General features: G+C 60.9%; 19 protein-coding genes. 6 read left to right on the top strand and 13 right to left on the bottom strand.

What is annotated here, in order from left to right; all coding sequences use genetic code 11:
* Window positions 1–142: 142 nt before the first annotated feature.
* Window positions 143–1,510, top strand: a complete 1,368-nt coding sequence (locus PMI36_RS17300; protein WP_032830340.1) for an NAD(P)-dependent oxidoreductase — start codon at window positions 143–145, stop codon at window positions 1,508–1,510.
* Window positions 1,511–2,785, top strand: a complete 1,275-nt coding sequence (preA, locus tag PMI36_RS17295) for an NAD-dependent dihydropyrimidine dehydrogenase subunit PreA (RefSeq protein WP_008071256.1) — start codon at window positions 1,511–1,513, stop codon at window positions 2,783–2,785.
* Window positions 2,786–2,928: 143 nt separating this feature from the next.
* Here preA and PMI36_RS17290 read toward each other — a convergent pair whose 3' ends face one another.
* On the bottom strand, window positions 2,929–3,549 hold the full coding sequence (locus PMI36_RS17290) for a TetR/AcrR family transcriptional regulator (protein ID WP_007899508.1): 621 nt from the start codon (window positions 3,547–3,549) through the stop codon (window positions 2,929–2,931).
* Between the two features lie 336 nt (window positions 3,550–3,885).
* Between PMI36_RS17290 and PMI36_RS17285 the strand changes: the two genes are divergently transcribed.
* The 3 genes from PMI36_RS17285 to PMI36_RS17275 all read left to right on the top strand — a co-directional run bounded on the left by PMI36_RS17285 (window position 3,886) and on the right by PMI36_RS17275 (window position 7,214).
* Window positions 3,886–5,181: an OprD family porin gene (locus tag PMI36_RS17285; RefSeq protein ID WP_008071258.1), complete on the top strand. Its 1,296-nt coding sequence runs from the start codon at window positions 3,886–3,888 to the stop codon at window positions 5,179–5,181.
* A 281-nt stretch (window positions 5,182–5,462) separates the two neighbouring features.
* Window positions 5,463–6,275 carry an NAD-dependent epimerase/dehydratase family protein gene (locus tag PMI36_RS17280; protein ID WP_008071259.1) on the top strand — a complete coding sequence of 271 codons (813 nt, stop codon included), beginning with the start codon at window positions 5,463–5,465 and terminating at the stop codon, window positions 6,273–6,275.
* A 45-nt stretch (window positions 6,276–6,320) separates the two neighbouring features.
* On the top strand, window positions 6,321–7,214 hold the full coding sequence (locus tag PMI36_RS17275) for an SMP-30/gluconolactonase/LRE family protein (RefSeq protein WP_008071262.1): 894 nt from the start codon (window positions 6,321–6,323) through the stop codon (window positions 7,212–7,214).
* Between the two features lie 358 nt (window positions 7,215–7,572).
* On the opposite strand, the gene PMI36_RS17270 is transcribed toward PMI36_RS17275, so the two are convergent.
* The 12 genes from PMI36_RS17270 to pedF all read right to left on the bottom strand — a co-directional run bounded on the left by PMI36_RS17270 (window position 7,573) and on the right by pedF (window position 21,015).
* Window positions 7,573–9,258 (bottom strand): PAS domain-containing hybrid sensor histidine kinase/response regulator, encoded by a 1,686-nt coding sequence (locus PMI36_RS17270; RefSeq protein WP_008071264.1) that lies wholly within the window; start codon window positions 9,256–9,258, stop codon window positions 7,573–7,575.
* Window positions 9,242–10,405, bottom strand: a complete 1,164-nt coding sequence (ercA, locus tag PMI36_RS17265) for an alcohol dehydrogenase-like regulatory protein ErcA (protein WP_008071266.1) — start codon at window positions 10,403–10,405, stop codon at window positions 9,242–9,244. The genes PMI36_RS17270 and ercA overlap by 17 nt, the downstream gene beginning before the upstream one ends.
* A gap of 237 nt (window positions 10,406–10,642) precedes the next feature.
* Window positions 10,643–11,776, bottom strand: a complete 1,134-nt coding sequence (gene pqqE / locus PMI36_RS17260) for a pyrroloquinoline quinone biosynthesis protein PqqE (protein ID WP_008071268.1) — start codon at window positions 11,774–11,776, stop codon at window positions 10,643–10,645.
* The gene (gene pqqC, locus PMI36_RS17255; RefSeq protein WP_008071270.1) at window positions 11,773–12,525 is read right to left on the bottom strand and encodes a pyrroloquinoline-quinone synthase PqqC; all 753 of its coding nucleotides are present in this window, start codon (window positions 12,523–12,525) and stop codon (window positions 11,773–11,775) included. The genes pqqE and pqqC overlap by 4 nt, the downstream gene beginning before the upstream one ends.
* A gap of 142 nt (window positions 12,526–12,667) precedes the next feature.
* Window positions 12,668–13,582, bottom strand: a complete 915-nt coding sequence (pqqB, locus tag PMI36_RS17250; protein ID WP_008071272.1) for a pyrroloquinoline quinone biosynthesis protein PqqB — start codon at window positions 13,580–13,582, stop codon at window positions 12,668–12,670.
* A 54-nt stretch (window positions 13,583–13,636) separates the two neighbouring features.
* A complete protein-coding gene (gene pqqA / locus PMI36_RS30500; protein WP_010455123.1) occupies window positions 13,637–13,708 on the bottom strand; it encodes a pyrroloquinoline quinone precursor peptide PqqA in 72 nt (23 codons plus the stop codon).
* Window positions 13,709–13,967: 259 nt separating this feature from the next.
* Window positions 13,968–15,488, bottom strand: coding sequence for an acetaldehyde dehydrogenase ExaC (gene exaC, locus PMI36_RS17245; RefSeq protein WP_008071274.1), 1,521 nt, complete (start codon window positions 15,486–15,488; stop codon window positions 13,968–13,970).
* 230 nt (window positions 15,489–15,718) lie between these two features.
* Window positions 15,719–17,494, bottom strand: coding sequence for a PQQ-dependent methanol/ethanol family dehydrogenase (locus PMI36_RS17240; protein WP_008071277.1), 1,776 nt, complete (start codon window positions 17,492–17,494; stop codon window positions 15,719–15,721).
* 468 nt (window positions 17,495–17,962) lie between these two features.
* Window positions 17,963–18,898, bottom strand: coding sequence for a quinoprotein relay system zinc metallohydrolase 1 (locus PMI36_RS17235; protein WP_008071279.1), 936 nt, complete (start codon window positions 18,896–18,898; stop codon window positions 17,963–17,965).
* Between the two features lie 15 nt (window positions 18,899–18,913).
* A complete protein-coding gene (locus PMI36_RS17230; RefSeq protein ID WP_008071281.1) occupies window positions 18,914–19,675 on the bottom strand; it encodes a quinoprotein dehydrogenase-associated SoxYZ-like carrier in 762 nt (253 codons plus the stop codon).
* Window positions 19,675–20,550 (bottom strand): substrate-binding periplasmic protein, encoded by an 876-nt coding sequence (locus PMI36_RS17225; protein ID WP_008071282.1) that lies wholly within the window; start codon window positions 20,548–20,550, stop codon window positions 19,675–19,677. Before PMI36_RS17225 ends, PMI36_RS17230 begins: the two co-directional genes overlap by 1 nt.
* Before the next feature lie 3 nt (window positions 20,551–20,553).
* Complete coding sequence (pedF, locus tag PMI36_RS17220) at window positions 20,554–21,015, bottom strand: cytochrome c-550 PedF (RefSeq protein WP_008071283.1); 462 nt, start codon at window positions 21,013–21,015, stop codon at window positions 20,554–20,556.
* Window positions 21,016–21,406: 391 nt separating this feature from the next.
* On the opposite strand from pedF, the gene PMI36_RS17215 reads away from it, so the two are divergent.
* Window positions 21,407–22,591, top strand: coding sequence for an ABC transporter substrate-binding protein (locus PMI36_RS17215; protein WP_008071285.1), 1,185 nt, complete (start codon window positions 21,407–21,409; stop codon window positions 22,589–22,591).
* The last annotated feature ends 7 nt before the right edge of the window (window positions 22,592–22,598 follow it).

Below are 22,598 nucleotides of genomic sequence, written 5' to 3' on the forward strand. Positions count from 1 at the left end.
TGCGGCCTTCGCGAGCAAGCCCGCTCCCACAGGGGAACGCATTCCAATGTGGGAGCGGGCTTGCTCGCGAAGGCGGCGGCCCAGACAACAAAAAACCAATGCCCACCAGAGGCAGTACCTCAATAACCGTGAGGCCAACACCGTGATCAAGACCCTGAACCACCTCCCGCATCCCCATGAGGACGCGGCCACCCTCGCCGGCCATTTCACCGATCTGGCGCCGCCACTCAACGACCGTCAGGCCCATCTGGAAGCCTCCCGCTGCCTGTATTGCTACGACGCGCCCTGCGTGAATGCCTGCCCGAGCGACATCGATATTCCGTCGTTCATCCGCAATATCCATCAGGAGAACGTTCAGGGCGCCGCGCAGAAAATTCTCTCGGCGAATATCCTCGGCGGCAGTTGCGCCCGGGTCTGTCCGACGGAGATCCTGTGCCAGCAAGCCTGCGTGCGCAACAACGCCCAAGAATGCGCGCCGGTGCTGATCGGCCTGTTGCAACGCTATGCTGTGGACAACGCCCATTTCAGCGAACACCCGTTCCAGCGCGCCGCCCCGACCGGCAAGCGCATCGCCGTGGTCGGTGCCGGCCCGGCCGGTTTGTCGTGTGCGCACCGCAGCGCGATGCACGGCCATGATGTGGTGATTTTCGAGGCACGGGAAAAGGCTGGCGGCCTCAACGAATACGGGATCGCCAAGTACAAACTGGTGGACGATTACGCGCAGAAGGAACTTGAATTCCTGATGGGCATCGGCGGGATCGAGATTCGCCACGGGCAGAAACTCGGCGACAACCTGACCCTCAGCGAACTGCATCAGCAATTCGATGCGGTGTTCCTTGGCCTCGGTCTGGCCGCCAGCAAACAGCTGGGGCTAGCCCATGAGGATGCCCCCGGCCTGCTCGCCGCCACCGACTACATCCGCGAACTGCGCCAGGCCGATGACCTGACGCAACTGCCACTGGCCGAGCACTGCATTGTCCTTGGTGCCGGCAACACCGCCATCGACATGGCCGTGCAAATGGCCCGTCTCGGCGCTCGCGATGTGAATCTGGTGTACCGCCGCGGCGCCCCGGACATGGGCGCCACCGACCACGAACAAGACATCGCCAAGGCCAATCAGGTACGGCTACTGACGTGGGCACAACCCGACGAAGTCCTGCTTGATGAGAACGGCCAGGTGCGCGGCATGCGCTTCGCCCGCACCCGGTTGGTGGAAGGTCGTCTGCAAACCACCGGCGAAACCTTCGAACTGGCCGCCGACGCGATCTTCAAAGCCATCGGCCAAACCTTCGACAACAGCGCCCTCGCCGATCCGCTGGCCCGTGAACTCAAGCGTCAGGGCGACCGCATCCTCGTCGACGAACAGCTGCGCACCAGCATTCCCGGCGTGTATGCCGGCGGCGATTGCACCAGCCTCGATCAGGACCTCACCGTGCAGGCCGTGCAACACGGCAAGCTGGCCGCCGAGGCCATCAACGCTCAACTCATGCTCAACGTGGAGGCTGCGTAAATGGCCGATCTCTCGATTGTCTTCGCCGGCATCAAAGCCCCCAATCCGTTCTGGCTGGCCTCCGCGCCGCCGACCGACAAAGCCTACAACGTGGTTCGCGCGTTCGAGGCTGGCTGGGGCGGCGTGGTCTGGAAAACCCTGGGTGAAGACCCGGCAGCGGTCAACGTGTCATCACGCTACTCGGCGCACTTCGGGGCTAATCGGGAGGTGCTTGGTTTTAACAACATCGAGCTGATCACCGACCGTTCGCTGGACATCAACCTGCGGGAAATCACCCAAGTCAAAAAGGACTGGCCGGACCGCGCGCTGATCGTGTCGCTGATGGTGCCCTGTGTCGAAGAGTCGTGGAAAAACATCCTGCCGCTGGTGGAAGCCACCGGGGCCGATGGCATCGAACTGAATTTCGGTTGCCCCCACGGCATGCCGGAACGGGGCATGGGCGCGGCGGTCGGCCAGGTGCCGGAATACGTCGAGCAGGTCACCCGCTGGTGCAAGACCTATTGCTCGCTGCCGGTGATCGTCAAGCTCACACCGAACATCACCGACATCCGTGTCGCTGCCCGTGCCGCTTACCGTGGCGGGGCCGATGCGGTGTCGTTGATCAACACGATCAACTCGATCACCAGCGTCAACCTGGAACGCATGGTCGCTAACCCCGCCGTGGGCAGCCAAAGCACCCATGGTGGTTATTGCGGTTCGGCGGTGAAGCCGATTGCGCTGAACATGGTCGCCGAGATCGCCCGCGATCCTCAGACCCAAGGCCTGCCGATCTCTGGCATTGGCGGCATCGGCAGTTGGCGCGATGCGGCAGAATTCATTGCCCTGGGCAGCGGCTCGGTACAGGTGTGCACGGCGGCGATGCTGCATGGTTTCCGGATTGTCGAGGAGATGAAGGACGGTTTGTCGCGCTGGATGGACAGTCAGGGCTACGCAAGCGTGTCAGAATTTTCCGGGCGTGCGGTGGGCAATACCACGGACTGGAAGTACCTGGACATCAACTACCAGGTGATTGCGAAGATTGATCAGGAGGCATGTATCGGTTGCGGTCGCTGCCACATCGCTTGCGAAGATACCTCGCACCAGGCGATTGCCAGCCTCAAGCAGGCGGACGGGACGCATAAATATGAAGTGATCGATGATGAGTGTGTGGGGTGCAATCTGTGTCAGATCACGTGTCCGGTGCAGGATTGCATCGAGATGGTGCCGATGGATACGGGCAAGCCGTTTCTGGACTGGAATCATGATCCGAGGAATCCCTATCATGTCGCACCGTAAGGACTGCGTCACCTGAACTGACGCCTTCGCGAGCAAGCCCGCTCCCACATTGGATCACCTTCGTGCACAAATACTGTGTTCGCTAGAGATTTAATGTGGGAGCGGGCTTGCTCGCGAAGAGGCCGGCAATAGTGCCAAAAATCTCAAGGTTCCAACCCAATCCCACGCAATATCACGCTTGTCACCGTCTGCACCGCCCGCTCGAACTGCATGTCCGACAGCGGCTGGTGATCATTAAGAATATTCACCTGGTGATCGAAGTCGGCGTAGTGCTGGGTCGAGGCCCAGATCATGTACAGCAGGCTGGACGGCTCCACCGGCAGGATGCGTTTGTCCTCCACCCACTGGCGAATTTTCGCTTCTTTCATCTTGGCCCAGTCGTACAGACTGGCGTCCAGTTTCTCGCCCAGTGTCGGCGCACCGTGGATGATTTCGTTGGCCCAGACTTTCGAGCCGTACGGCCGGCTGCGGGAATGGTTCATCTTGGCGCGGATGTAGCTGCTGAGCACCACTCGCGGGTCATCGAACATCTCGAAGCACAAGGCGTCCTGCTTCCAGACCTCCAGTAAACCCAGGAGCACCGCGCTGTACAACTCGCTCTTGGTGCTGAAGTAATAATGCAGATTGGAACGCGGCAGTTGCACTTCGGCGGCGATGTCGGCCATGGCGGTGCTGCCGAAACCTTTTTCGGCGAAGACTTTTTCGGCCCCCAGCAGAATCTTTTCGACGTTACTGCGACGAATCTCGATCTTGTGATTGCCCATGAGGGCTCCCTGACAACAGCGTTGGTCAAGACTAGCATCCGCTCTGGATCGGGGCGACAGGGGAAAACGAAACTTCGTACGGTGGTCTTGCGGCTCAGTGACAGTCAACATTGATGTCGGCTGACAGACCGCCATCGCGAGCAGTCTCGCTCCCACAGAGGTCTGCGTTTACCCATCCCCAGCCATAACCGGTCGCTTCCCATTGAAGGTGGTCTTCGACAAGTCATCGTATAACTTGTGATTGACATCCCCTTAAAGCCTCGCAAATAATCGCCGCCAATGTTGTACGACGACGTATAACAAAATAAAAATAACAAAAACCAAGGGAACGTTATCGTGAGCAGACTCGCCCGCCATTCCTTCGCCGACACCCCTCGCTCCACCTTCGTCCGTCGCCATACCCTCAGCCTGATCGGTTGCAGCAGCCTGGCCTTCGTCCTGCCCATGATCAGCCAGGCCGAAGGTTTCGTCGATGACGCCAAGGCCACGCTGAACCTGCGTAACGCCTATATCAATCGCAACTTCACCAACCCGAACAATGCCCAGGGCAAGGCTGAAGAGTGGACGCAAAACTTCATCCTCGACGCCAAATCCGGGTTCACCCAAGGCCCCGTCGGTTTCGGCGTGGATGTGCTCGGTATGTATTCGCAGAAACTCGACGGCGGTAAGGGCACGGGCGGCACGCAATTGCTGCCGATCCATGATGACGGCCGCCCCGCCGACAATTTCGGCCGTCTGGGTGTGGCGCTGAAAGCCAAGGTGTCGAAAACCGAATTGAAGGTCGGGGAATGGATGCCGGTGCTGCCGATCCTGCGCTCCGATGATGGTCGCTCGCTGCCGCAAACCTTTCGCGGCGGCCAGGTCACCTCCACCGAACTCAGCGGCCTGACGCTCTATGGCGGCCAGTTCCGCGGCAACAGCCCGCGCAATGACGCGAGCATGGAGGACATGTCGATGAACGGCAGAGGCGCGTTCACCTCCGACCGCTTCAACTTTGGCGGCGGCGAGTATGCGTTCAATGAAAAGCGCACTCAGGTCGGCGTCTGGTACGCGAAACTCAGCGACATTTACCAGCAGCAGTATTTCAACCTGAGCCATAGCCAGCCCATGGGCGACTGGACCCTGGGTGCCAACCTCGGTTACTTCATCGGCAAGGAAGACGGCAACGCCCTGGCCGGCGACCTCGATAACAAAACCGCGTTTGCCCTGCTCTCGGCCAAATATGGCGGCAACACCTTCTATGTCGGCCTGCAAAAACTCAGCGGCGACAGCGCCTGGATGCGCGTCAACGGCACCAGCGGCGGCACGCTGGCCAACGACAGCTACAACGCCAGCTATGACAACGCCAAGGAACGCTCCTGGCAGGTGCGTCACGACTACAACTTCGTCGCCCTCGGCATCCCCGGCCTGACGCTGATGAACCGCTACATCAGCGGCGATAACGTGCACACCGGAGCGATCACCGATGGCAAGGAATGGGGCCGCGAATCAGAACTGGCCTACACCGTGCAAAGCGGCGTGCTGAAGAGCCTCAACGTCAAATGGCGCAACGCGACCATCCGCCGCGATTTCAGCACCAACGAATTTGATGAGAACAGGATCTTTATCAGTTACCCGATTTCGTTGTTGTGAGGCGCGGCACTTTTGCAGGTTGGCATAAATCCCATGTGGGAGCGGGCTTGCTCGCGAAGGCGGTGTGTCAGGCGACACTAATGTTGACTGTGCCGCCGTCTTCGCGAGCAAGCCCGCTCCCACAGGTTCGGCACATTCATGAGGGATGAATGAACATGACCCTCCGTCAATTTCAATCAAAGTCGCGTTGACAAGCACCGGAAAGCCTAACAATACTTCGACCAAGTCATACGACAACCTACAACAACCAATAACTACAATTATCTAGCTCAGGGATTTACATGACGAACACATCCCCATTCAATCGCCTGCTCCTGACCGGCGCCGCCGGTGGCCTCGGCAAAGTCCTGCGCGAACGCCTGCGACCTTACGCCAACGTACTCCGTCTGTCGGACATCGCCGACATGGCGCCAGCCATTGATGATCGCGAAGAAGTCGTGCCGTGCGACCTCGCCGACAAGCAAGCGGTGCATCAACTGGTCGAAGGCGTGGACGCGATCCTGCACTTCGGCGGCGTGTCGGTTGAGCGTCCGTTCGAAGAGATCCTCGGTGCCAACATCTGCGGCGTGTTCCATATCTACGAAGCGGCCCGTCGCCATGGTGTGAAGCGGGTGATTTTCGCCAGTTCCAACCACGTCATCGGCTTTTACAAGCAGGAAAAAACCCTCGACGCCCACTCCCCTCGCCGCCCGGACAGCTATTACGGCTTGTCCAAGTCCTACGGCGAAGACATGGCCAGTTTCTACTTCGATCGCTATGGCATCGAAACCGTCAGCATCCGCATCGGCTCCTCGTTCCCGGAACCACAGAACCGCCGAATGATGAGCACCTGGCTGAGCTTCGACGACATGACCCAACTGCTCGAACGCGCGTTGTACACCCCGAATGTCGGCCACACCGTGGTGTACGGCATGTCCGCCAACAAGAGCGTCTGGTGGGACAACCGTTTCGCCGCACACCTGGGTTATGCGCCACAGGACACGTCCGAAGTCTTCCGCGAAAAAGTCGAAGCCCAACCAATGCCTGCCGAGGATGATCCGGCCCGGGTTTATCAGGGTGGTGCCTTTGTCGCGGCCGGACCGTTCGGCGACTGAGCCCTCGCCAATCCCCACATAACAAAGCCAAGGGAACGCGTTGCCATGCAAGCCGAATTGATTGTCGATGCCCGCAATGCGGTCGGTGAAAGCCCGGTGTGGGTCCCCGAGGAAAACGCCCTGTACTGGGTCGATATTCCGACCGGTGGATTACAGCGCTGGAATGCCGACAGCGGGCACGTTCACGCCTGGAAAGCCCCGCAAATGCTCGCCTGCATCGCTCGTCACAGCGCGGGTGGCTGGGTCGCTGGCATGGAAAGCGGATTCTTTCACCTGCACCCGCACAACGATGGCAGCCTCGACAGCGAACTGCTGGCGCGCGTCGATCACGCCCGCCCCGACATGCGCCTGAACGATGGCCGCTGCGATCGTCAGGGCCGTTTCTGGGCCGGCAGCATGGTGCTGAACATGGGCGCCAACGCCGCCGACGGCACGCTCTATCGCTACAGCGCCGGACAACCCGGGCCGCTCGACGCCCGGCTCAGCGGTTTCATCGTGCCCAACGGCCTGGGTTTCAGCCCGGACGGCAAGACCATGTACCTCTCGGATTCGCACCCGAATGTGCAGCAGATCTGGGCCTTCGATTACGACATCGACAGCGGCACGCCGTCCAACCGTCGGCTGTTCGTCGACATGCATCACTTCCTTGGCCGCCCCGATGGCGCGGCGGTGGATGCCGAAGGTTGCTATTGGATCTGCGCTAACGACGCCGGGCTGATTCACCGTTTCACCCCCGATGGCCGACTGGATCGTTCGCTCCCCGTGCCGGTGAAGAAACCGACCATGTGCGCCTTTGGTGGCAGCCAGCTCGATACGCTGTTTGTAACCTCGATCCGTCCCGCTGACGACCTTGACGAACAGTCGCTGGCCGGCGGCGTGTTCGCCCTCAACCCCGGCGTCAAAGGCTTGCCGGAACCCGTGTTCAACGAATGGCTTTAACCCTCTGCTGCATCGCTGTGCCTTGAATAAAAACAACAAGACAGGGATGGTCATCATTCTCGGCGGGATTCTCTCGGGTATCTTCACCACCACCGAATCGGCGGCTGATGGCCGTGACCTACATTCCAGCGCTGTTGGTTGCCGCATTTGGTGTTATGACCTCAAAAGATCGCAGCCTGCGGCAGCTCGTCGGAATCGCGCACACCCGTGAAATATAAGACGAACACAAATCCTGTAGGAGCTGCCGCAGGCTGCGATCTTTTCGACCATTCAACGCAGGGCGAAAATCATGACCCTCAACATCCTCGAACTCGAAGACGAACTCACCCGTCTAGTGGACAACGGTTTTTGGCTACCGCTACGCCAACAGCTGAGTCAGCACCGCGCGCAACTTGCCGGGTTTCACCGGTTTGTTCAGCAGCGGTGCGTCGAGTCGCTGCAATGAGCGCCGACACTGGTCGGTGCGATCGGCGGTGATGATCACCGCTGGAATCGCCAGGCTGAAATGCTCGCGCAAATGCCGAACCACTTCACAGCCCACCACTCCGTGATCCAGGTGATAGTCCGCCAGAATCAGTTCCGGCGCCTGTCCCTGCAAAGCCACCAGTGCCGTGGCCTCGTCGGTGGCGATGACCACCTCGCAGCCCCACTGGCCGAGCAGCGCGCTCATGCTTTCAAGAATGCTGACTTCGTTATCCAGCACCAACAGCCGCCGGCCCGGCAACGGGTTACCGGTACTTGGTTGCGGCGCGGCCTGACTGATCGGCAGTGGGATCTCATGGGAAATCGGCACCTCGATGCTAAACATCGAACCGCGCCCCGGCCGCGAATGAACCTGAATCCTGTAGTCGAGGATCTTGGCGATGCGTTCGACAATCGCCAGTCCCAGGCCCACGCCCTTGCGATCGGCGGCGCGCCCGACGTCCAGTTGGTTGAACTCGAGGAAGATCGAGTCAAGACGATCAGCCGGGATCCCGCGCCCGGTGTCCCAGACTTCGATACGCAGTGCATCGCCCCGGCGTCTTGCCCCCAGCAGAATGCAGCCTTCGTCGGTGTAGCGGCAGGCATTGCTGAGGAAGTTGCGCAAAATCCGCGTCATCAAGCGCAAGTCGGTATGAAGGGCGTAATCGCCCATGTGCACCCGCAGGTTCAACCCGGCTGCCGCCGCGACCGACTGAAACTCCGAGACCAGTGGCGCGAACAATTCGTCGAGGCGGTACAGGGCAATATCCGGCTTCACCGCGGCCTGATCGAGCCGGGAAATATCCAGCAGATCGGTGAGCAAATCTTCAGCCCCTTCCAGCGCCTGATGCGTGCGCTCCACCAGCACCTGCTCGACGTCGGGCAGTTTGCGCTCGCGCAAGGTCGAGATCAGCAAACGCGCGGCGTTGAGCGGTTGCAGCAAGTCGTGACTGGCAGCGGCGAGGTATTTGTCCTTGCTGCGATTGGCGGCCTCGGCGGCATCCCGGGCATCGCGCAAGGCTTCTGCGGCGTCCAGCAGCTCGTTGGTGCGCGCGGTGACCCGCTGCTCCAGTTCGTCATTGAGTTGTTGCAGGCGCTGCTGAGCGAGTTTTCGCTCGGTGATGTCGGCAACAAAGCCCTCCACCAGGCCTTCCTGATCCGGTTTGAGCAGCAGGTTCATCAACACGTCGAGGACACTGCCGTCCTTGCGCCGCAGTTGAGTTTCATAGCCCAGCAGGCTGCGCTCACGCTGGAGGATTTCGCCGATGCTTTCCAGCTCTTGCGCCCCGCCAACGAACAGCGTGCCCGCCAGGTCCGTCAGGGTAAACAGCACCTCCTGGGGGTTTTGATAGCCGAGCATCCGCGCCAGCGCCGGGTTGGCGGCGCGCATGCCCTCCAGCAGGCTTGCCTGGAAGATCCCGTGTACCGCGTTTTCGAACAGCCATTTGTAGCGGTTGCGTTCGGTTTCCAGTTCATCCAGGCGCGCGGCCAGTTCCGGGTAATGACTCTTGCGCGCCGAATGGTTACCTAAGCCGAGTAACCCGGCCAGCGCCCGTTGTTGCTCGTCAGAGGGCTTCGCCATAGACGACCTCGACGTCGCGCTGGCTGGATTCGCGCGGGTTGGTAAGGATGCACGGGTCGTGCATGGCGTGTTGCGACAGGAACGGAATGTCCGCCGTACTCACCCCGTGCAGGCCCAGGGTTTCGTGGAAGCCGATGGCGTGCTTGAGGGCGATCAGGTGTTCGACCAGCCGCCCGCAAATCTGCCGGTGATTCAGGCCACGGCAATCGATGCCGAAGGTCTCGGCGATCACCTTGAAGCGCTCCGGCGCCGAGCTGTAGTTGAACGCCACCACATGTTCCACCAACACCGCATTGCACAGACCATGAGGCAGATCGAGAAAGCCGCCCAGGCTGTGGGACATGGCGTGCACCGCGCCAAGGATCGCGTTGGAGAACGCCAACCCGGCCTGCATGCTGCCGAGCATGATTTTCTCGCGCAGGGCGATGTCGCTGGGGTTGGCGATCATTTGCACCAGATTGCCGTTGATCAGTCGCATCGCCTCCAGCGCATGAGGGTCGGTGAGCGGCCCGTGACCGGTGGAGACAAAGGCTTCGATGGCATGGACCAACGCGTCGATGCCGGTACAGGCCGACAGGAACGGGTCCATGCTCAGGGTGGTTTCCGGGTCGATCAGCGACACGTCCGGCACTGCGGCCTTGCTGACGATGGAGAATTTCATGCGTTCTTGCTGATTGGAGATGATCACGAACTGCGACACATCGGCCGACGTGCCGGCGGTGGTCGGGATCAGGATCAGCGGCGGGCTGGGCATGCGCAACATGTCCACGCCCTCGAATTCGAGGATGTTGCGCCCGTGGGCGACGACAATGCCGATGCCCTTGCCGCAATCCATCGGGCTGCCGCCGCCGATCGCCACGATCACATCGCAGTGATTCTCCCGGTACAGCTCGGCGCCGAGCATGACTTCTTCGATCCGCGGGTTGGGCGAAACGTCGCTATACAAAAAGAAATCAATGCCCTGGGCTTGCAGGCTGGCCTCGACATCGGCGACCCAACCGGCGGCAATCACACCGGGGTCGCTGACCACCAGCACTTTGCGGGCGCCGAAGGTCTTGGCGTAGTTACCGACGTTGTGCCGACAGCCGGCACCGAAGATGATTTCAGGCGAAACGAATTTACGCAGCTGGCTGAGATTCTGGCTCATTGGAAAGCCTGTTTTTATTGTTTTGAAAGGTAAAGACCACACTAAAGCATCCGGCTGCGAATGCAATCAGACCAATGGATAGCGAGCTGGGGTGTACTCAGGTTTGTATCCACTGGAGATCAACTGTGGGAGCGGGCTTGCTCGCGAAAGCGGTGTGTCAGTCAATAGATGTGTTGAATGTAATGCCGCTTTCGCGAGCAAGCCCGCTCCCACAGGGGATTTGTGTCAGCTCACGATTCATCCGCGATAGATCAGCCGCGAAGCCTTTTCATTGCGCAAGGTCAGGTGCTCCATGCCCTGCCCCGGCGCGTCGGCTTCGTCCCGGGCCTTGAGAATGACGCTGTGGTGCGGCGACTTGCTGCACACCGGATCAGCGTTACTTGCATCGCCGGTGAGCATGAACGCCTGGCAGCGGCAGCCGCCGAGGTCCTTGTGCTTTTCATCGCAGGAACGACACGGCTCTTTCATCCAGTCATCGCCACGAAAACGGTTGAAGCCGAAGGAGTCGTTCCAGATGTGCGCGATGCTGTGCTCACGCACGTTGGGAAACTGCACCGGTAACTGGCGGGCGCTATGACACGGTAACGCCGTGCCGTCCGGGGTGATGTCGAGAAACAGGTTGGCCCAGCCGTTCATGCAGGTCTTGGGGCGCTCTTCGTAGTAATCCGGGGTGACGAAAATCAGTTTGCACGGGTGGCCCTGCGCTTCAAGCCGCTGGCGGTATTCATTGGTGATGCGCTCCGCGCGCTGCAACTGTTCGCGGGTCGGCAACAGGCCGACGCGGTTGAGTTCGGCCCAACCGTAAAACTGGCAGGTCGCCAACTCGACGAAATCCGCTTCCAGCTCCAGGCAGAGATCGATGATCTGCGCGATCTGGTCGATGTTGTGCCGATGGGTGACGAAGTTCAGCACCATCGGGTAGCCCTGGGCTTTCACCGCCCGGGCCATGGCCAGTTTCTGGGCGAAGGCCTTGCGCGAACCGGCGAGCATATTGTTGACCGCTTCGTCGGCGGCCTGAAAGCTGATCTGGATGTGGTCCAGCCCGGCGACTTTGAAGTCGCGGACCTTCTGTTCGGTCAGGCCGATACCCGAGGTGATCAGGTTGGTGTAGTAACCCATGTCCCGCGCGGCCTTGATCAGCTCGGCGAGGTCCTGGCGCACCAACGGCTCGCCACCGGAAAAACCCAGTTGCGCAGCGCCCATCTCCCGCGCCTCGCGGAACACCCGAATCCATTCTTCTGTGCTCAACTCCTCGCCATGCTGGGCGAAGTCCAGCGGGTTGGAGCAATACGGGCATTGCAGCGGGCAGCGATAGGTCAGCTCCGCCAGCAACCACAGTGGCGGGCCGGGTTGCTGTTCGATCAGGCTCACAAGATGATCCCCCGGTGCCAGACCCGCTCGGTGGTGACGGTGTGATACGGCGGGCGATCCAGCTCATAGGCCATGCTCATCGCGTCGAGCATGCTCCACAGCACATCGAGCTTGAACTGCAGAATCTCCAGCATGCGTTGCTGGCCTTCGACCGTCACGTAGTGCGCCAGGGTGATGCGCAAACCATGCTCGACATCACGCCGCGCCTGGCTCAGACGTGTACGGAAATAGTCGTAGCCGGCCGGGTCGATCCATGGGTAATGGGTGGGCCAGGCGTCTAGCCGGGACTGGTGAATCTGTGGCGCGAACAGTTCGGTCAGTGAGCTGCTGGCCGCTTCTTGCCAGCAAGCGCGACGGGCGAAATTGACGTAGGCGTCCACGGCGAAACGCACGCCCGGCAGCACCAGTTCTTGCGAAAGGATTTGTTCGCGATCCAGCCCCACGGCTTCGCCCAATCGTAGCCACGCTTCGATGCCGCCTTCACTGCCGGGGACGCCGTCATGGTCGAGGATCCGTTGCAGCCACTCCCGGCGCACGTCGCGGTCCGGGCAATTGGCGAGGATGGCGGCATCCTTGAGCGGGATGTTCACCTGGTAATAGAAGCGATTGGCAACCCAGCCCTGAATCTGCTCGCGGGTGGCACGCCCGGCGTACATGGCTTGGTGGAATGGGTGGTGGATGTGGTAATAGGCGCCTTTGGCGCGCAACGCCTGTTCGAATTCGGCGGGGGTCATGGGGGTGTCAGTCATTGTGGTTCTCCGGATTTCGCGGTGTCTGGTCTGGCCTCTTCGCGAGCAAGCCCGCTCCCACAGTTGATCGGTGTGGAACATAGATTTTGTGTACACCAACAATCCAATGTGGGAGCGGGCTTGCTCGCGAAAGGGCCATCCGCTACAGCTCAATACTCATGCCGTCATAAGCCACTTCGATACCGCGCCGTTCCAGCAAGGCGCACTCCGCCGAGTCTTCATCGAGTATCGGGTTGGTGTTGTTGATGTGGATCAGCACCTTGCGTTGACGGCTAAAGCCCTCCAGCACGTCGAGCATGCCGCCGGGGCCGCTTTGTGGCAGGTGGCCCATTTCGCTGCCCAGGCTCTGGCCGACTTCGCACACGCGCATTTCATCGTCGCGCCACAGCGTGCCGTCCAGCAGCAGGCAGTCGGCGCGCTGCATCCAGCTCAATACCTCGGCGTCGATTTGCCCCAGCCCCGGCGCGTAGAAAACCGATGCCCCGCTGCGCAGGTCTTCGATAAACAGGCCAATGGTGTCGCCCGGCTGCGGGTTGCCGCGATTGGGCGAGTACGGCGGCGCGTTGCTGACCAACGGAATCGCGCGAAATTGCAGGTGTTGGCAGGCCGCGATGCGGTACGGCTCGCGATCCAGCCCGATGGGTTGCCACTGCAAGCCACCGTTCCAGTGTTTGAGCATGGGGAACAAGGGAAAGCCGCTGCTCAGGTCTTCGTGAACCCGCTCGGTGCACCAGACCGAATGCGGGCAGCCTTCGCGCAGGCTCAACAAGCCGGTGCAATGGTCGATCTGACTGTCCAGCAGGACGACACCGGCAATCGCCGTGTCACGCAAGCGTCGGGCCGGTTGCATCGCCGGAAAGCTTTCGAGTTGCGCGCGAATATCCGGTGAAGCATTGCAGAGCACCCACTCCACACCGTCGTCGCTCAGGGCAATGGACGACTGCGTGCGACGTTGCGCGCGCAGGTTGCCGTTGCGCATCGCGGCGCATTGACGGCAGTTGCAGTTCCATTGCGGAAAACCACCGCCAGCGGCGGAACCGAGAACGCGGATGTGCATGGGATGCCTCCAGAAGGCAGGCCCGGCCAACGCGACGGCTGACCGGGCGATCAATCAACGGTTGGCGAAGTACATCGTCACTTCGAAGCCAATACGCAGATCGGTAAACGCGGGTTTATTCCACATGGGTCAATCCTCTTCTTGTGCCGGTCAATTCCGGTAAGACCATTAATGCACGGGGGATGAGATGACCGAATGCTACTTTCGAAGGAGGTGGCGGCGTGCGTTGGTAGGGGGTGTCGCGCGGTCTTCAAGTACACGGAGAACCAATGTGGGAGCGGGCTTGCTCGCGAAAGCGGACTTTCAGTCAACATATTTGTTGAATGTGAAGCCGCCTTCGCGAGCAAGCCCGCTCCCACATTTTGGTTTGTGGTGTTCTTGCGGGTTAGAAGAACCCCAACGGATTGATGTCGTAGCTCACCAGCAGGTTTTTGGTCTGTTGGTAATGGTCGAGCATCATCTTGTGGTTTTCACGGCCGACACCGGACTTCTTGTAGCCACCGAACGCGGCGTGGGCCGGGTACAGGTGGTAGCAGTTGGTCCAGACGCGCCCGGCCTTGATCGCCCGGCCCATGCGGTAGGCGCGGTTGATGTCGCGGGTCCACAGGCCGGCACCGAGGCCGAACTCGCTGTCGTTGGCAATCGCCAAGGCTTCGGCTTCGTCCTTGAAGGTGGTGATACCCACCACCGGGCCGAAGATTTCTTCCTGGAACACGCGCATTTTGTTGTGGCCCTTGAGCAGGGTCGGCTGGATGTAATAGCCGCTCGACAAGTCGCCTTCAAGACGCTCGGCCGCACCGCCGGTGAGCAGTTCGGCGCCCTCCTCCTGAGCGATTTTCAGGTACGAGAGGATCTTGTCGTATTGCTGCTCGGACGCCTGGGCGCCGACCATGGTTTCGGTGTCCAGCGGGTTGCCGCGCTTGATCTTGACGATTTTCTTCATCACCTCGGCCATGAACGGCTCGTAGATCGATTCCTGCACCAGCGCCCGGGACGGACAGGTGCAGACTTCGCCCTGGTTGAAGAACGCCAGCACCAGGCCTTCGGCGGCTTTCTCGATGAACTGCGGCTCGGCGTTCATGATGTCTTCGAAGAAAATGTTCGGCGACTTACCGCCCAGCTCCACGGTGCTCGGAATGATGTTCTCGGCCGCGCAATGCATGATGTGCGCGCCGATCGGGGTGGAACCGGTGAAGGCGATCTTGGCGATGCGCTTGCTGGTGGCCAGTGCCTCACCGGCTTCGCGACCGAAACCCTGGACGATGTTCAGCACGCCCGCCGGCAGCAAGTCGGCGATCAGCTCGGCGAACACCATGATCGACAGCGGCGTTTGTTCGGCGGGTTTGAGCACGATGCAGTTGCCGGCCGCCAGGGCCGGGGCGAGTTTCCAGGCGGCCATCAGCAGCGGGAAGTTCCACGGGATGATCTGCCCGACCACGCCCAGCGGTTCGTGGAAATGATAGGCGGTGGTCAGTTCGTTGATCTCGGCGGCGCCGCCTTCCTGAGCGCGGATGCAACCGGCGAAATAACGGAAGTGGTCGGCAGCCAAAGGCACGTCGGCGTTGAGGGTTTCGCGCACGGCCTTGCCGTTGTCCCAGGTTTCGGTGACGGCGAGGATTTCCAGGTTCTGTTCGATGCGGTCGGCGATTTTCAGCAGCACCAGCGAACGATCCTGCGCCGAGGTTTTACCCCAGGCATCGGCGGCGGCATGGGCGGCGTCGAGGGCTTTTTCGATGTCGGCGGCGCTGGAACGCGGGAACTCGGCGATCACTTCACCGGTGACCGGTGAGGTGTTGGTGAAGTACTCGCCGTTGATTGGAGCGACGAACTCGCCGCCGATGAAATTGCCGTAGCGCGGTTTGAAGGAAATGACGGCGCCGGGTGTTCCGGGTTGTGCGTAGATCATGGTGGGCCTCTGTCTGGGTCGATGCCTGTCAGGCCAACAGGCGATGAACCGATAGTAGAGAGCCCCGCCTGCCAGACGAATGCGCCGTTGGCAGGGGGATTCTCGTTATTTGGTAGTAGGTTTCACACAAACTAATGTGGGAGCGGGCTTGCTCGCGAAGGCGGTGGGTCAGGCAACATCAATGTTGAATGTGAAGGCCTCTTCGCGAGCAAGCCCGCTCCCACAGGGGGTTAGTGTTTGGCTACCAGATCTTTAGGCAGCTTGAACGTCCAGAGCATGCCGCCTTGGTTGAAGTCCTTGACGCGCTTGGCCACTTCGCCGCCCCACAGCGGTACCGCGCCGCCCCAGCCGGAGAGCACGGAGACGTATTGTTCACCGTCCATTTCCCAGGTGATGGGCGAGCCGAGCACGCCGGAGCCAGTCTGGAATTCCCAGACTTTCTCGCCAGTCTTGGCATTGAATGCCTGCAGGAAACCTTCCGGCGTACCGGTGAACACCAGGTTGCCCTTGGTGGTCAGCACTCCGCCCCACAGCGGCGCGAAATTCTTGTGGCGCCAGACTTCCTTGCCGGTTTTCGGGTCGATGGCGCGCAGCACGCCGATGTAGTCTTCATTCAGCGGTTTGATGGTGAAACCGGCACCGAGGAACGCCGCGCCTTTCTTGTAGGCGATGCCTTCGTTCCAGATGTCCATGCCCCATTCGTTGGACGGCACATAGAACAAGCCGGTGTCGCGGTTGTAGGCCATCGGCATCCAGTTTTTTGCCCCCAGGAACGCTGGCGCGACGAACACCGAACTGCCTTTGGCCTCGGAGCCCGGCGCCCCCGGACGGCTGGCGTCGTTGTAGATCGGCCGACCGTTTTTATCCAGGCCGCTGGCCCAGGTGATCTTGTCCACGAACGGGAAGCCACGGATGAATTTGCCGTTGGTGCGATCGAGCACGTAGAAGAAACCGTTACGGTCCGCGGTGGCCGCGGCTTTGATTTCCTTGCCGCCTTCGTTGTAGTTGAACGACACCAGTTCGTTCACGCCGTCATAGTCCCAACCGTCGTGGGGCGTGCTCTGGAAGTGCCATTTGATCGTGCCGTCATCCGGGTTCAGCGCCAGGCGCGAGGACGAGTAAAGGTTGTCGCCAGGACGCAGGTGCGAGTTCCACGGCGCCGGGTTGCCGGTGCCGAACAGCAGCAGGTTGGTTTCCGGGTCGTAGTAGCCGCCCAGCCAAGGCGCCGCACCGCCGGTTTTCCATAGATCGCCGGGCCAGGTCTTGCCCGCTTCGCCGCCGGAGATACCGTTTTCTACCGCCTTGCCTTCCTTGTAGACATAACCCATGTGGCCTTCGACCGTTGGCCGGGTCCACAGCAGATTGCCGTTTTTCGGATCGTAGGCTTCGATCTTGCCCACTACCCCGAACTCGCCACCGGCCACACCGGTGATCAATTTTCCGTTGATTACCAACGGCGCGGCGCTGATGGAATAGCCTTCCTTGTGGTCGGCAACTTTCTTGCTCCAGACGACTTTGCCGGTGTCTTTGTTCAGGGCCACGAGCTTGGCGTCGAGGGTGCCGAAAATCACCAGATCGCCATACAGCGCAACGCCACGGTTGATCACGTCGCAGCACGGACGGATGTCATCGGGCAGGCGCGCGTCGTATTGCCAGAGCTTGCGGCCGGTGCGCGCATCCACCGCGAACACCCGCGAGTAGGAGCCGGTCATGTACATCACGCCGTCCTTGATCATCGGCTGCGCTTGCTGACCGCGCTGTTTTTCCCCGCCGAACGAAAAGGCCCAGACCGGTCGCAGGTCCTTCACGTTGTCGACATTGAGGGTGTCCAGCGGGCTATAGCGCTGACCCTGGACGCCCAGGCCATTGGTGACGACCTGCTCCGGGTTCTTCGGGTCCTGGAGGATGTCTTGATCGGAGACTGCGGCCAATGCCTGGCCAGACAACAGCATGGCACTGAGCAGCATGCTCAAAACGAAGGGTTGGCGACGTGCGGGTTGGGTCATGACGGCTGCCTCTGCGGTTTTTGTTATACCCGGGAAATTTTCCCGGTCTGGTGCAGATTCTTGGACGCCGCCGCCCTTGCAACAATTGCCCGCAGTGCGGAGATTGCTAGTTCCTTAGTACCGGGTCGGTCGCAGATTTTGTGATCGACTTCGGTCCCTGTGGGAGCGGGCTTGCTCGCGAAGGCGGTGTATCAGGCAACATCAATACTGAATGTGAATGCCTCTTCGCGAGCAAGCCCGCTCCCACAGTGGATCTTCGGCGTACACAACATCTGCGTTCACACCGCTCAAATGTGGGAGCGGGCTTGCTCGCGAAGGCGGTGTATCAGGCAACATCAATACTGAATGTGAAGGCCTCTTCGCGAGCAAGCCCGCTCCCACAGGGGATCTCGGTGTACACAACATCTGCGTTTACACCGCTCAAATGTGGGAGCGGGCTTGCTCGCGAAGGCGGTGTGTCAGGCAACATCAGTGCTGGCCGGAATCCACCCGCCTCATCTGCTCCCGTTCGTAACGCGGGTACAAATGGCTGACGCTACGAATAAGCTCATAGCGACTCAGGCTGATCCCGGCGAAATGCTCGGGGATGGGGCTGCGGATCATCTCGGCCATGTCGCTGCCATGGGCCGCGCCGTCGCGCATCAGTTGGTCCAGCCAAGTGAGGTAGTCGCGCATCTGCTCGAACGGTTTTGTATCCGTGGCCACCGGCCCATGGCCGGGGACGATCAGTGTCCACGGCAATCCCTGCAGGGTCGCGATGTCCGCCAGCCACACCGACAGCCCCGGGCTGTTGGGCGTGGTCAGGGCGCGTTGATAAAACACCAGATCCCCGGCAAACAACACGCCGGTTTTCTGGTCGAGAATAGCCAGATCCGCGCCGGTGTGCCCACCCAGACTCAGTAGGCGCAAATCGTGGTTCCCAAAACTGTGCATGCCAGGCGTCAGCACCTGCGTCGGCAACACCACTTCGGTGCCGCGCATCCAGTCACCCACCAGCCGATACATGTTTTCAGCCATGGCATCACCCTGTTGCCGCAACAGTTCGGTGGTACCGGCCAAGGCGCCAATCGGCACGTCGGTGAAAGCCTGATTGCCCAACACATGATCAGGATGGTGATGGGTCAGCAGCACCTGGATCACCGGTTTATCGGTGGTCGCCGCAATCGCGCTGCGCAGGGCCTCGCCATAGCGTTTCGACGGCCCGGTGTCGATGACCACCACACCTTTTTCCGTGACGATGAACGCGGTGTTGACGATGTTGCCGCCATTGCTCTTGGCGAAGTTGTCGGTGCTGCCTTCCAGCAGCCAGGTGCCTTCGGCGATCTGCCGGGGCTTGAGTGCATAATCGGGATCGGCCAGGGCCGGCAGGCTCAGACAGATGAACAACAGCAGCATCCAGCGCATCACTCGCTCCTTGGGTCAGGGTATGGCCGCATCGAATTGATTGCCGCTGTTGTCGCGCAACACCAGGCGCGTCTGCCCTGCTCCTTCGATATCGAAGGCCAGATTGGGGTTTTCGCTGACCGCCGGGAACAACTCCAGACGCGCCAGCAATTGATCGTTTTGATCGCGCAGCTCGGCCTGGTTGATGAAAAATTCCGGGATGCCGCTGACCATGCCGTTGTCCATCGGATGCGCCACCTGCAAACGCACGCGACTGAGCTCGCCCCGGGGATAACGGCCACCCAGTACTTCGCCGATGCGTTCCTCCCAACCCGGTTGCGTACGCACCACGCTTGGCGCCGTACAACCGCCGCCCGCCGCATCGATCAGGGTCGAGCCGACATGCCACAGCCCATCGCGGGTCAGTACCGCCGCACGCAACGGCGTGGCCTGTTCAACGCGGATGCGGATCGACAGCCATGGCAGCACACCGGTCAAGGGTTGGAAGTCGACGATTTTCGGCAGCGGATTGAGTTCGGCCCAGGCGAGGATTCGCACCACTTCACCCTTGAACGCCCGGGCGTCAATTTCCAGCGGTACTTGTCGGGCGTCTTCGGCAAATGGTGGCGCGAGCAACTTGACCCGCTCGTCGAATACGAACGGTGCGTCGCCGAGCATCTGCTTGTGATAGAACCCCCACATCACCGACGGCACCGGGTCTTTACCCGGCTCGACGTCAACCGCGTTCGCGGCCAAGGGCAACCAGCAGGCCAACAGACAACTCGCTCGCCAGTTCACTATTGATACATCTCGGGCACGTCATACCGCAGGCCGTAACGGGCATAAATGGCTTTCACCGAGCCCTCGCGAATCAACGCTTCCAGCGCCTCTTCCACGGCGTAGGCCAGTTGCCGATTGCTTTCATGCACCGCCATTCCGATCTCCCAAAGCTGTTTGCCCATGTTCGGGTAGGCGTTTTCCGCCAGCGCCACTTGCGGGTCGGCGGCCTGATGAACTTGCCAGTCGATTTCGCCGCGCATGGCCATTACCGCGTCGACTTCACCGGCCTTCATCGCGGCAAACGCCTGGGGCACGCCCGGGTAGTGATGGGTCTTGGCGGCGAGCATGCCGTTGAACACAGAGGTCAGGTAAAACGACGGCACGCTGTCGACTTCAACACCGATCGGGTGTTGCTGGAACACCGCGACGCTGGCCACTGAATCCAGCCGACGACGGTCATAGGCCACTTGCCATTGTTCAGTCTGGTACGGCCCGAACATCACCACATGGCCGTTTTCCAGTTCACCCAGTTCATTGCGTTTCTGTGCGTAATCGCGATCGTAGGGAACGCGCATCATCAGGTCGGCCAGTTGCTGATTGTGCAACTGACTGGCCCGCCAGATGTAATCGCGCAGGTCGTCGTCGAGCTTTTCCCCGGCGGGCGCCCAGATCAGTTTCAGGCGTACGCCCATGGCCTTGGCCAGGGCCTGGGCGAGTTCGACATCGACCCCTTGAGCCTCGCCCGCGCTCTCAAAGCTGTAGGGCGCGAAATCCTTGTACACCGCGACTTTCAGCTCGGCGGCAGCGATCATTTCATCATAGCTACGGACCTGCGCCTGCGCTGTCTGGCAGCACAGCCATACAGCACTGATCAACACCGCGAGCAAACGCATGGGTCACTCCTCGACGCGCACGCTGTCCAGGTAGGTGCGTACCGCCCACAAGGCTTCCTGACTCAGGTAGTCGGCCATCTTCGGCATGTACACCCGGCCGTCACGCACGGCGCCATGGCGCACGCGCTCGACGAACCATTCATCACCGGCCTCGTCGGCGTCGAGCATGCGCAAGTCCGGGGCGATGCCACCGGACTTGGCTTCCAGGCCATGACAGGCCGCGCAGTTCTGGTTGTAGGCCGAAGAGCCGATTTGCACGGCTTTTTCGCGTTCCGGGGAGGAACGGTAAGGGTTCGCCGCCGCCCAACCATCGGCATCGACCTGCACACCGGCATCCTTGATCGGGGTCAGTCCCTGGGTTTCGACGGCTTGGGGTACCACGTTGCCGTGGGCCCAGACGGAACCTGCGTTGATGAAACCGGCCAGCAGTCCGGCAACGAGCAAGGCGTTGCGTTTTGTTGTCATTGTTCTGCCCTCAAGATTGCACGCAAAACCTCTTTGAAGAGGCTATGGCACCCATCTTAGGAACGGCTTTGCGCCAACCCCATGCTGCTTTGGTGGCCGCGGCCTACTCCCTTGGTAGTAGGGCTTGTGGCGCGGGCCCAACGAATACGGGTTGGGCGCCGTGAAGCTTGTCGACGCCGATCAGGGTCAGGATCAGCAAAAACGGCAGGAGCAGTGCCTTGAGAATCCGCATGGTCAATCTCCCCCTTGAGGAATAGCCGTTGTAATCCATGCTAAAACCGCGCCGCCCGGGGTGAGTTACTACCTTGGTACTGGCCGATCGGTACTTTCTGCATATTTCCCCGCCCGCCCAGGGTTCCTATGCTGACGCTACCTGTGATGGAGTGCCTTTATGCGCCAGCTCGCCCCTTATGCCTTGATCTACTTGCTGGCGATTGCCTGCGCCGCCGGGGTGGCGACCCAGACTCAGGCGGCGGATGCGCCGCTGCAGGTGCAGATCGGCTACCTCGGTTATCGCCCCGATCCCGGGCCGTTGCTGTCGAACGTCATTCCCGAACCGACCGATGCCGGCCTGCGTGGCGCCGAACTGGCGATCACCGACAGCAACAGTACCGGACGCTTTCTCAATCACAGCTACAGCCTGGTCAGCGCCAGCGTCGACAATCCGGATGCGCTGATCGAAGCGGCCAAAGCCCAATACGAACAAGGCCTGCGCCTGTTTGTGGTGAATGCACCGGCGCAGACCCTGCGCCAGCTCAGCGCCGTGCTACCCGACAGCCTGCTGTTCAATGCCGGCAGCCCCGATGACAGCCTGCGCAGCACCGATTGTCTGCCGAACGTGCTGCACAGCCTGCCTAGCCGGGCGATGCTGGCCGATGCGCTGGCGCAATTTCTGGTGCTGCGCAAATGGCAGCGGGCACTGCTGATCGTCGGCCCGACCGCGGACGATCAAGCCTATGCCGCCGCCCTGCGCCGGGCGGCCAAACGCTTCGGCCTGCAACTGGTGGCAGAGAAAGCCTGGAGCTTCGACAACGATCAGCGCCGCAGCGCCCAGGCCGACATGCCGCTGTTCACCCAGACCGCCGAGTACGACGTGGTGCTGGTGGCTGATGAACGCGGCGACTTCGGCGAGTACGTGCCCTACCAGACCTGGTATCCACGGCCGGTCGCTGGCACCCAGGGCCTGACGCCGGTGGGCTGGCACAAAACCGTGGAAACCTACGGCGCCGCGCAGTTGCAAAAGCGCTTCGAAGCCCTGGCCGGGCGCTGGATGAATGACCGGGATTTCGCCGCGTGGATTGCCGTACGCAGCATCGCCAGTGCGGTGGGCAAACTGCGTCAGGCCGATGCCATGGCGATTCGTACGCTTGAAGTCAGCGATCAATTGCCGCTGGACGGTTTCAAGGGTCGCAAGCTCAGTTATCGGTCGTGGAACGGTCAGTTGCGCCAGCCGATCCCCATCGTGCAACCCCGGGCGCTGGTCAGCACCTCGCCGCAAGACGGTTTCCTGCACCCCGTCAACGAAATGGACAGCCTGGGTTACGACAAAGCCGAGGTCAGCTGCCGCTTTCTCTGATCCTTTT

It is taken from the genome of Pseudomonas sp. GM79 (assembly GCF_000282495.1).
Classification (GTDB): domain Bacteria; phylum Pseudomonadota; class Gammaproteobacteria; order Pseudomonadales; family Pseudomonadaceae; genus Aquipseudomonas.

Bases quoted from the DNA above. Each gene is read 5' to 3' on its own strand.
- preA (WP_008071256.1), top strand. From the start codon at position 1,511: ATGGCCGATCTCTCGATTGTCTTCGCCGGCATCAAAGCCCCCAATCCG.
- PMI36_RS17290 (WP_007899508.1), bottom strand. From the start codon at position 3,549: ATGGGCAATCACAAGATCGAGATTCGTCGCAGTAACGTCGAAAAGATT.
- PMI36_RS17280 (WP_008071259.1), top strand. From the start codon at position 5,463: ATGACGAACACATCCCCATTCAATCGCCTGCTCCTGACCGGCGCCGCC.
- PMI36_RS17275 (WP_008071262.1), top strand. From the start codon at position 6,321: ATGCAAGCCGAATTGATTGTCGATGCCCGCAATGCGGTCGGTGAAAGC.
- PMI36_RS17270 (WP_008071264.1), bottom strand. From the start codon at position 9,258: ATGGCGAAGCCCTCTGACGAGCAACAACGGGCGCTGGCCGGGTTACTC.
- ercA (WP_008071266.1), bottom strand. From the start codon at position 10,405: ATGAGCCAGAATCTCAGCCAGCTGCGTAAATTCGTTTCGCCTGAAATC.
- pqqC (WP_008071270.1), bottom strand. From the start codon at position 12,525: ATGACTGACACCCCCATGACCCCCGCCGAATTCGAACAGGCGTTGCGC.
- pqqB (WP_008071272.1), bottom strand. From the start codon at position 13,582: ATGCACATCCGCGTTCTCGGTTCCGCCGCTGGCGGTGGTTTTCCGCAA.
- exaC (WP_008071274.1), bottom strand. From the start codon at position 15,488: ATGATCTACGCACAACCCGGAACACCCGGCGCCGTCATTTCCTTCAAA.
- PMI36_RS17240 (WP_008071277.1), bottom strand. From the start codon at position 17,494: ATGACCCAACCCGCACGTCGCCAACCCTTCGTTTTGAGCATGCTGCTC.
- PMI36_RS17235 (WP_008071279.1), bottom strand. From the start codon at position 18,898: ATGCGCTGGATGCTGCTGTTGTTCATCTGTCTGAGCCTGCCGGCCCTG.
- PMI36_RS17225 (WP_008071282.1), bottom strand. From the start codon at position 20,550: ATGCGTTTGCTCGCGGTGTTGATCAGTGCTGTATGGCTGTGCTGCCAG.
- pedF (WP_008071283.1), bottom strand. From the start codon at position 21,015: ATGACAACAAAACGCAACGCCTTGCTCGTTGCCGGACTGCTGGCCGGT.
- PMI36_RS17215 (WP_008071285.1), top strand. From the start codon at position 21,407: ATGCGCCAGCTCGCCCCTTATGCCTTGATCTACTTGCTGGCGATTGCC.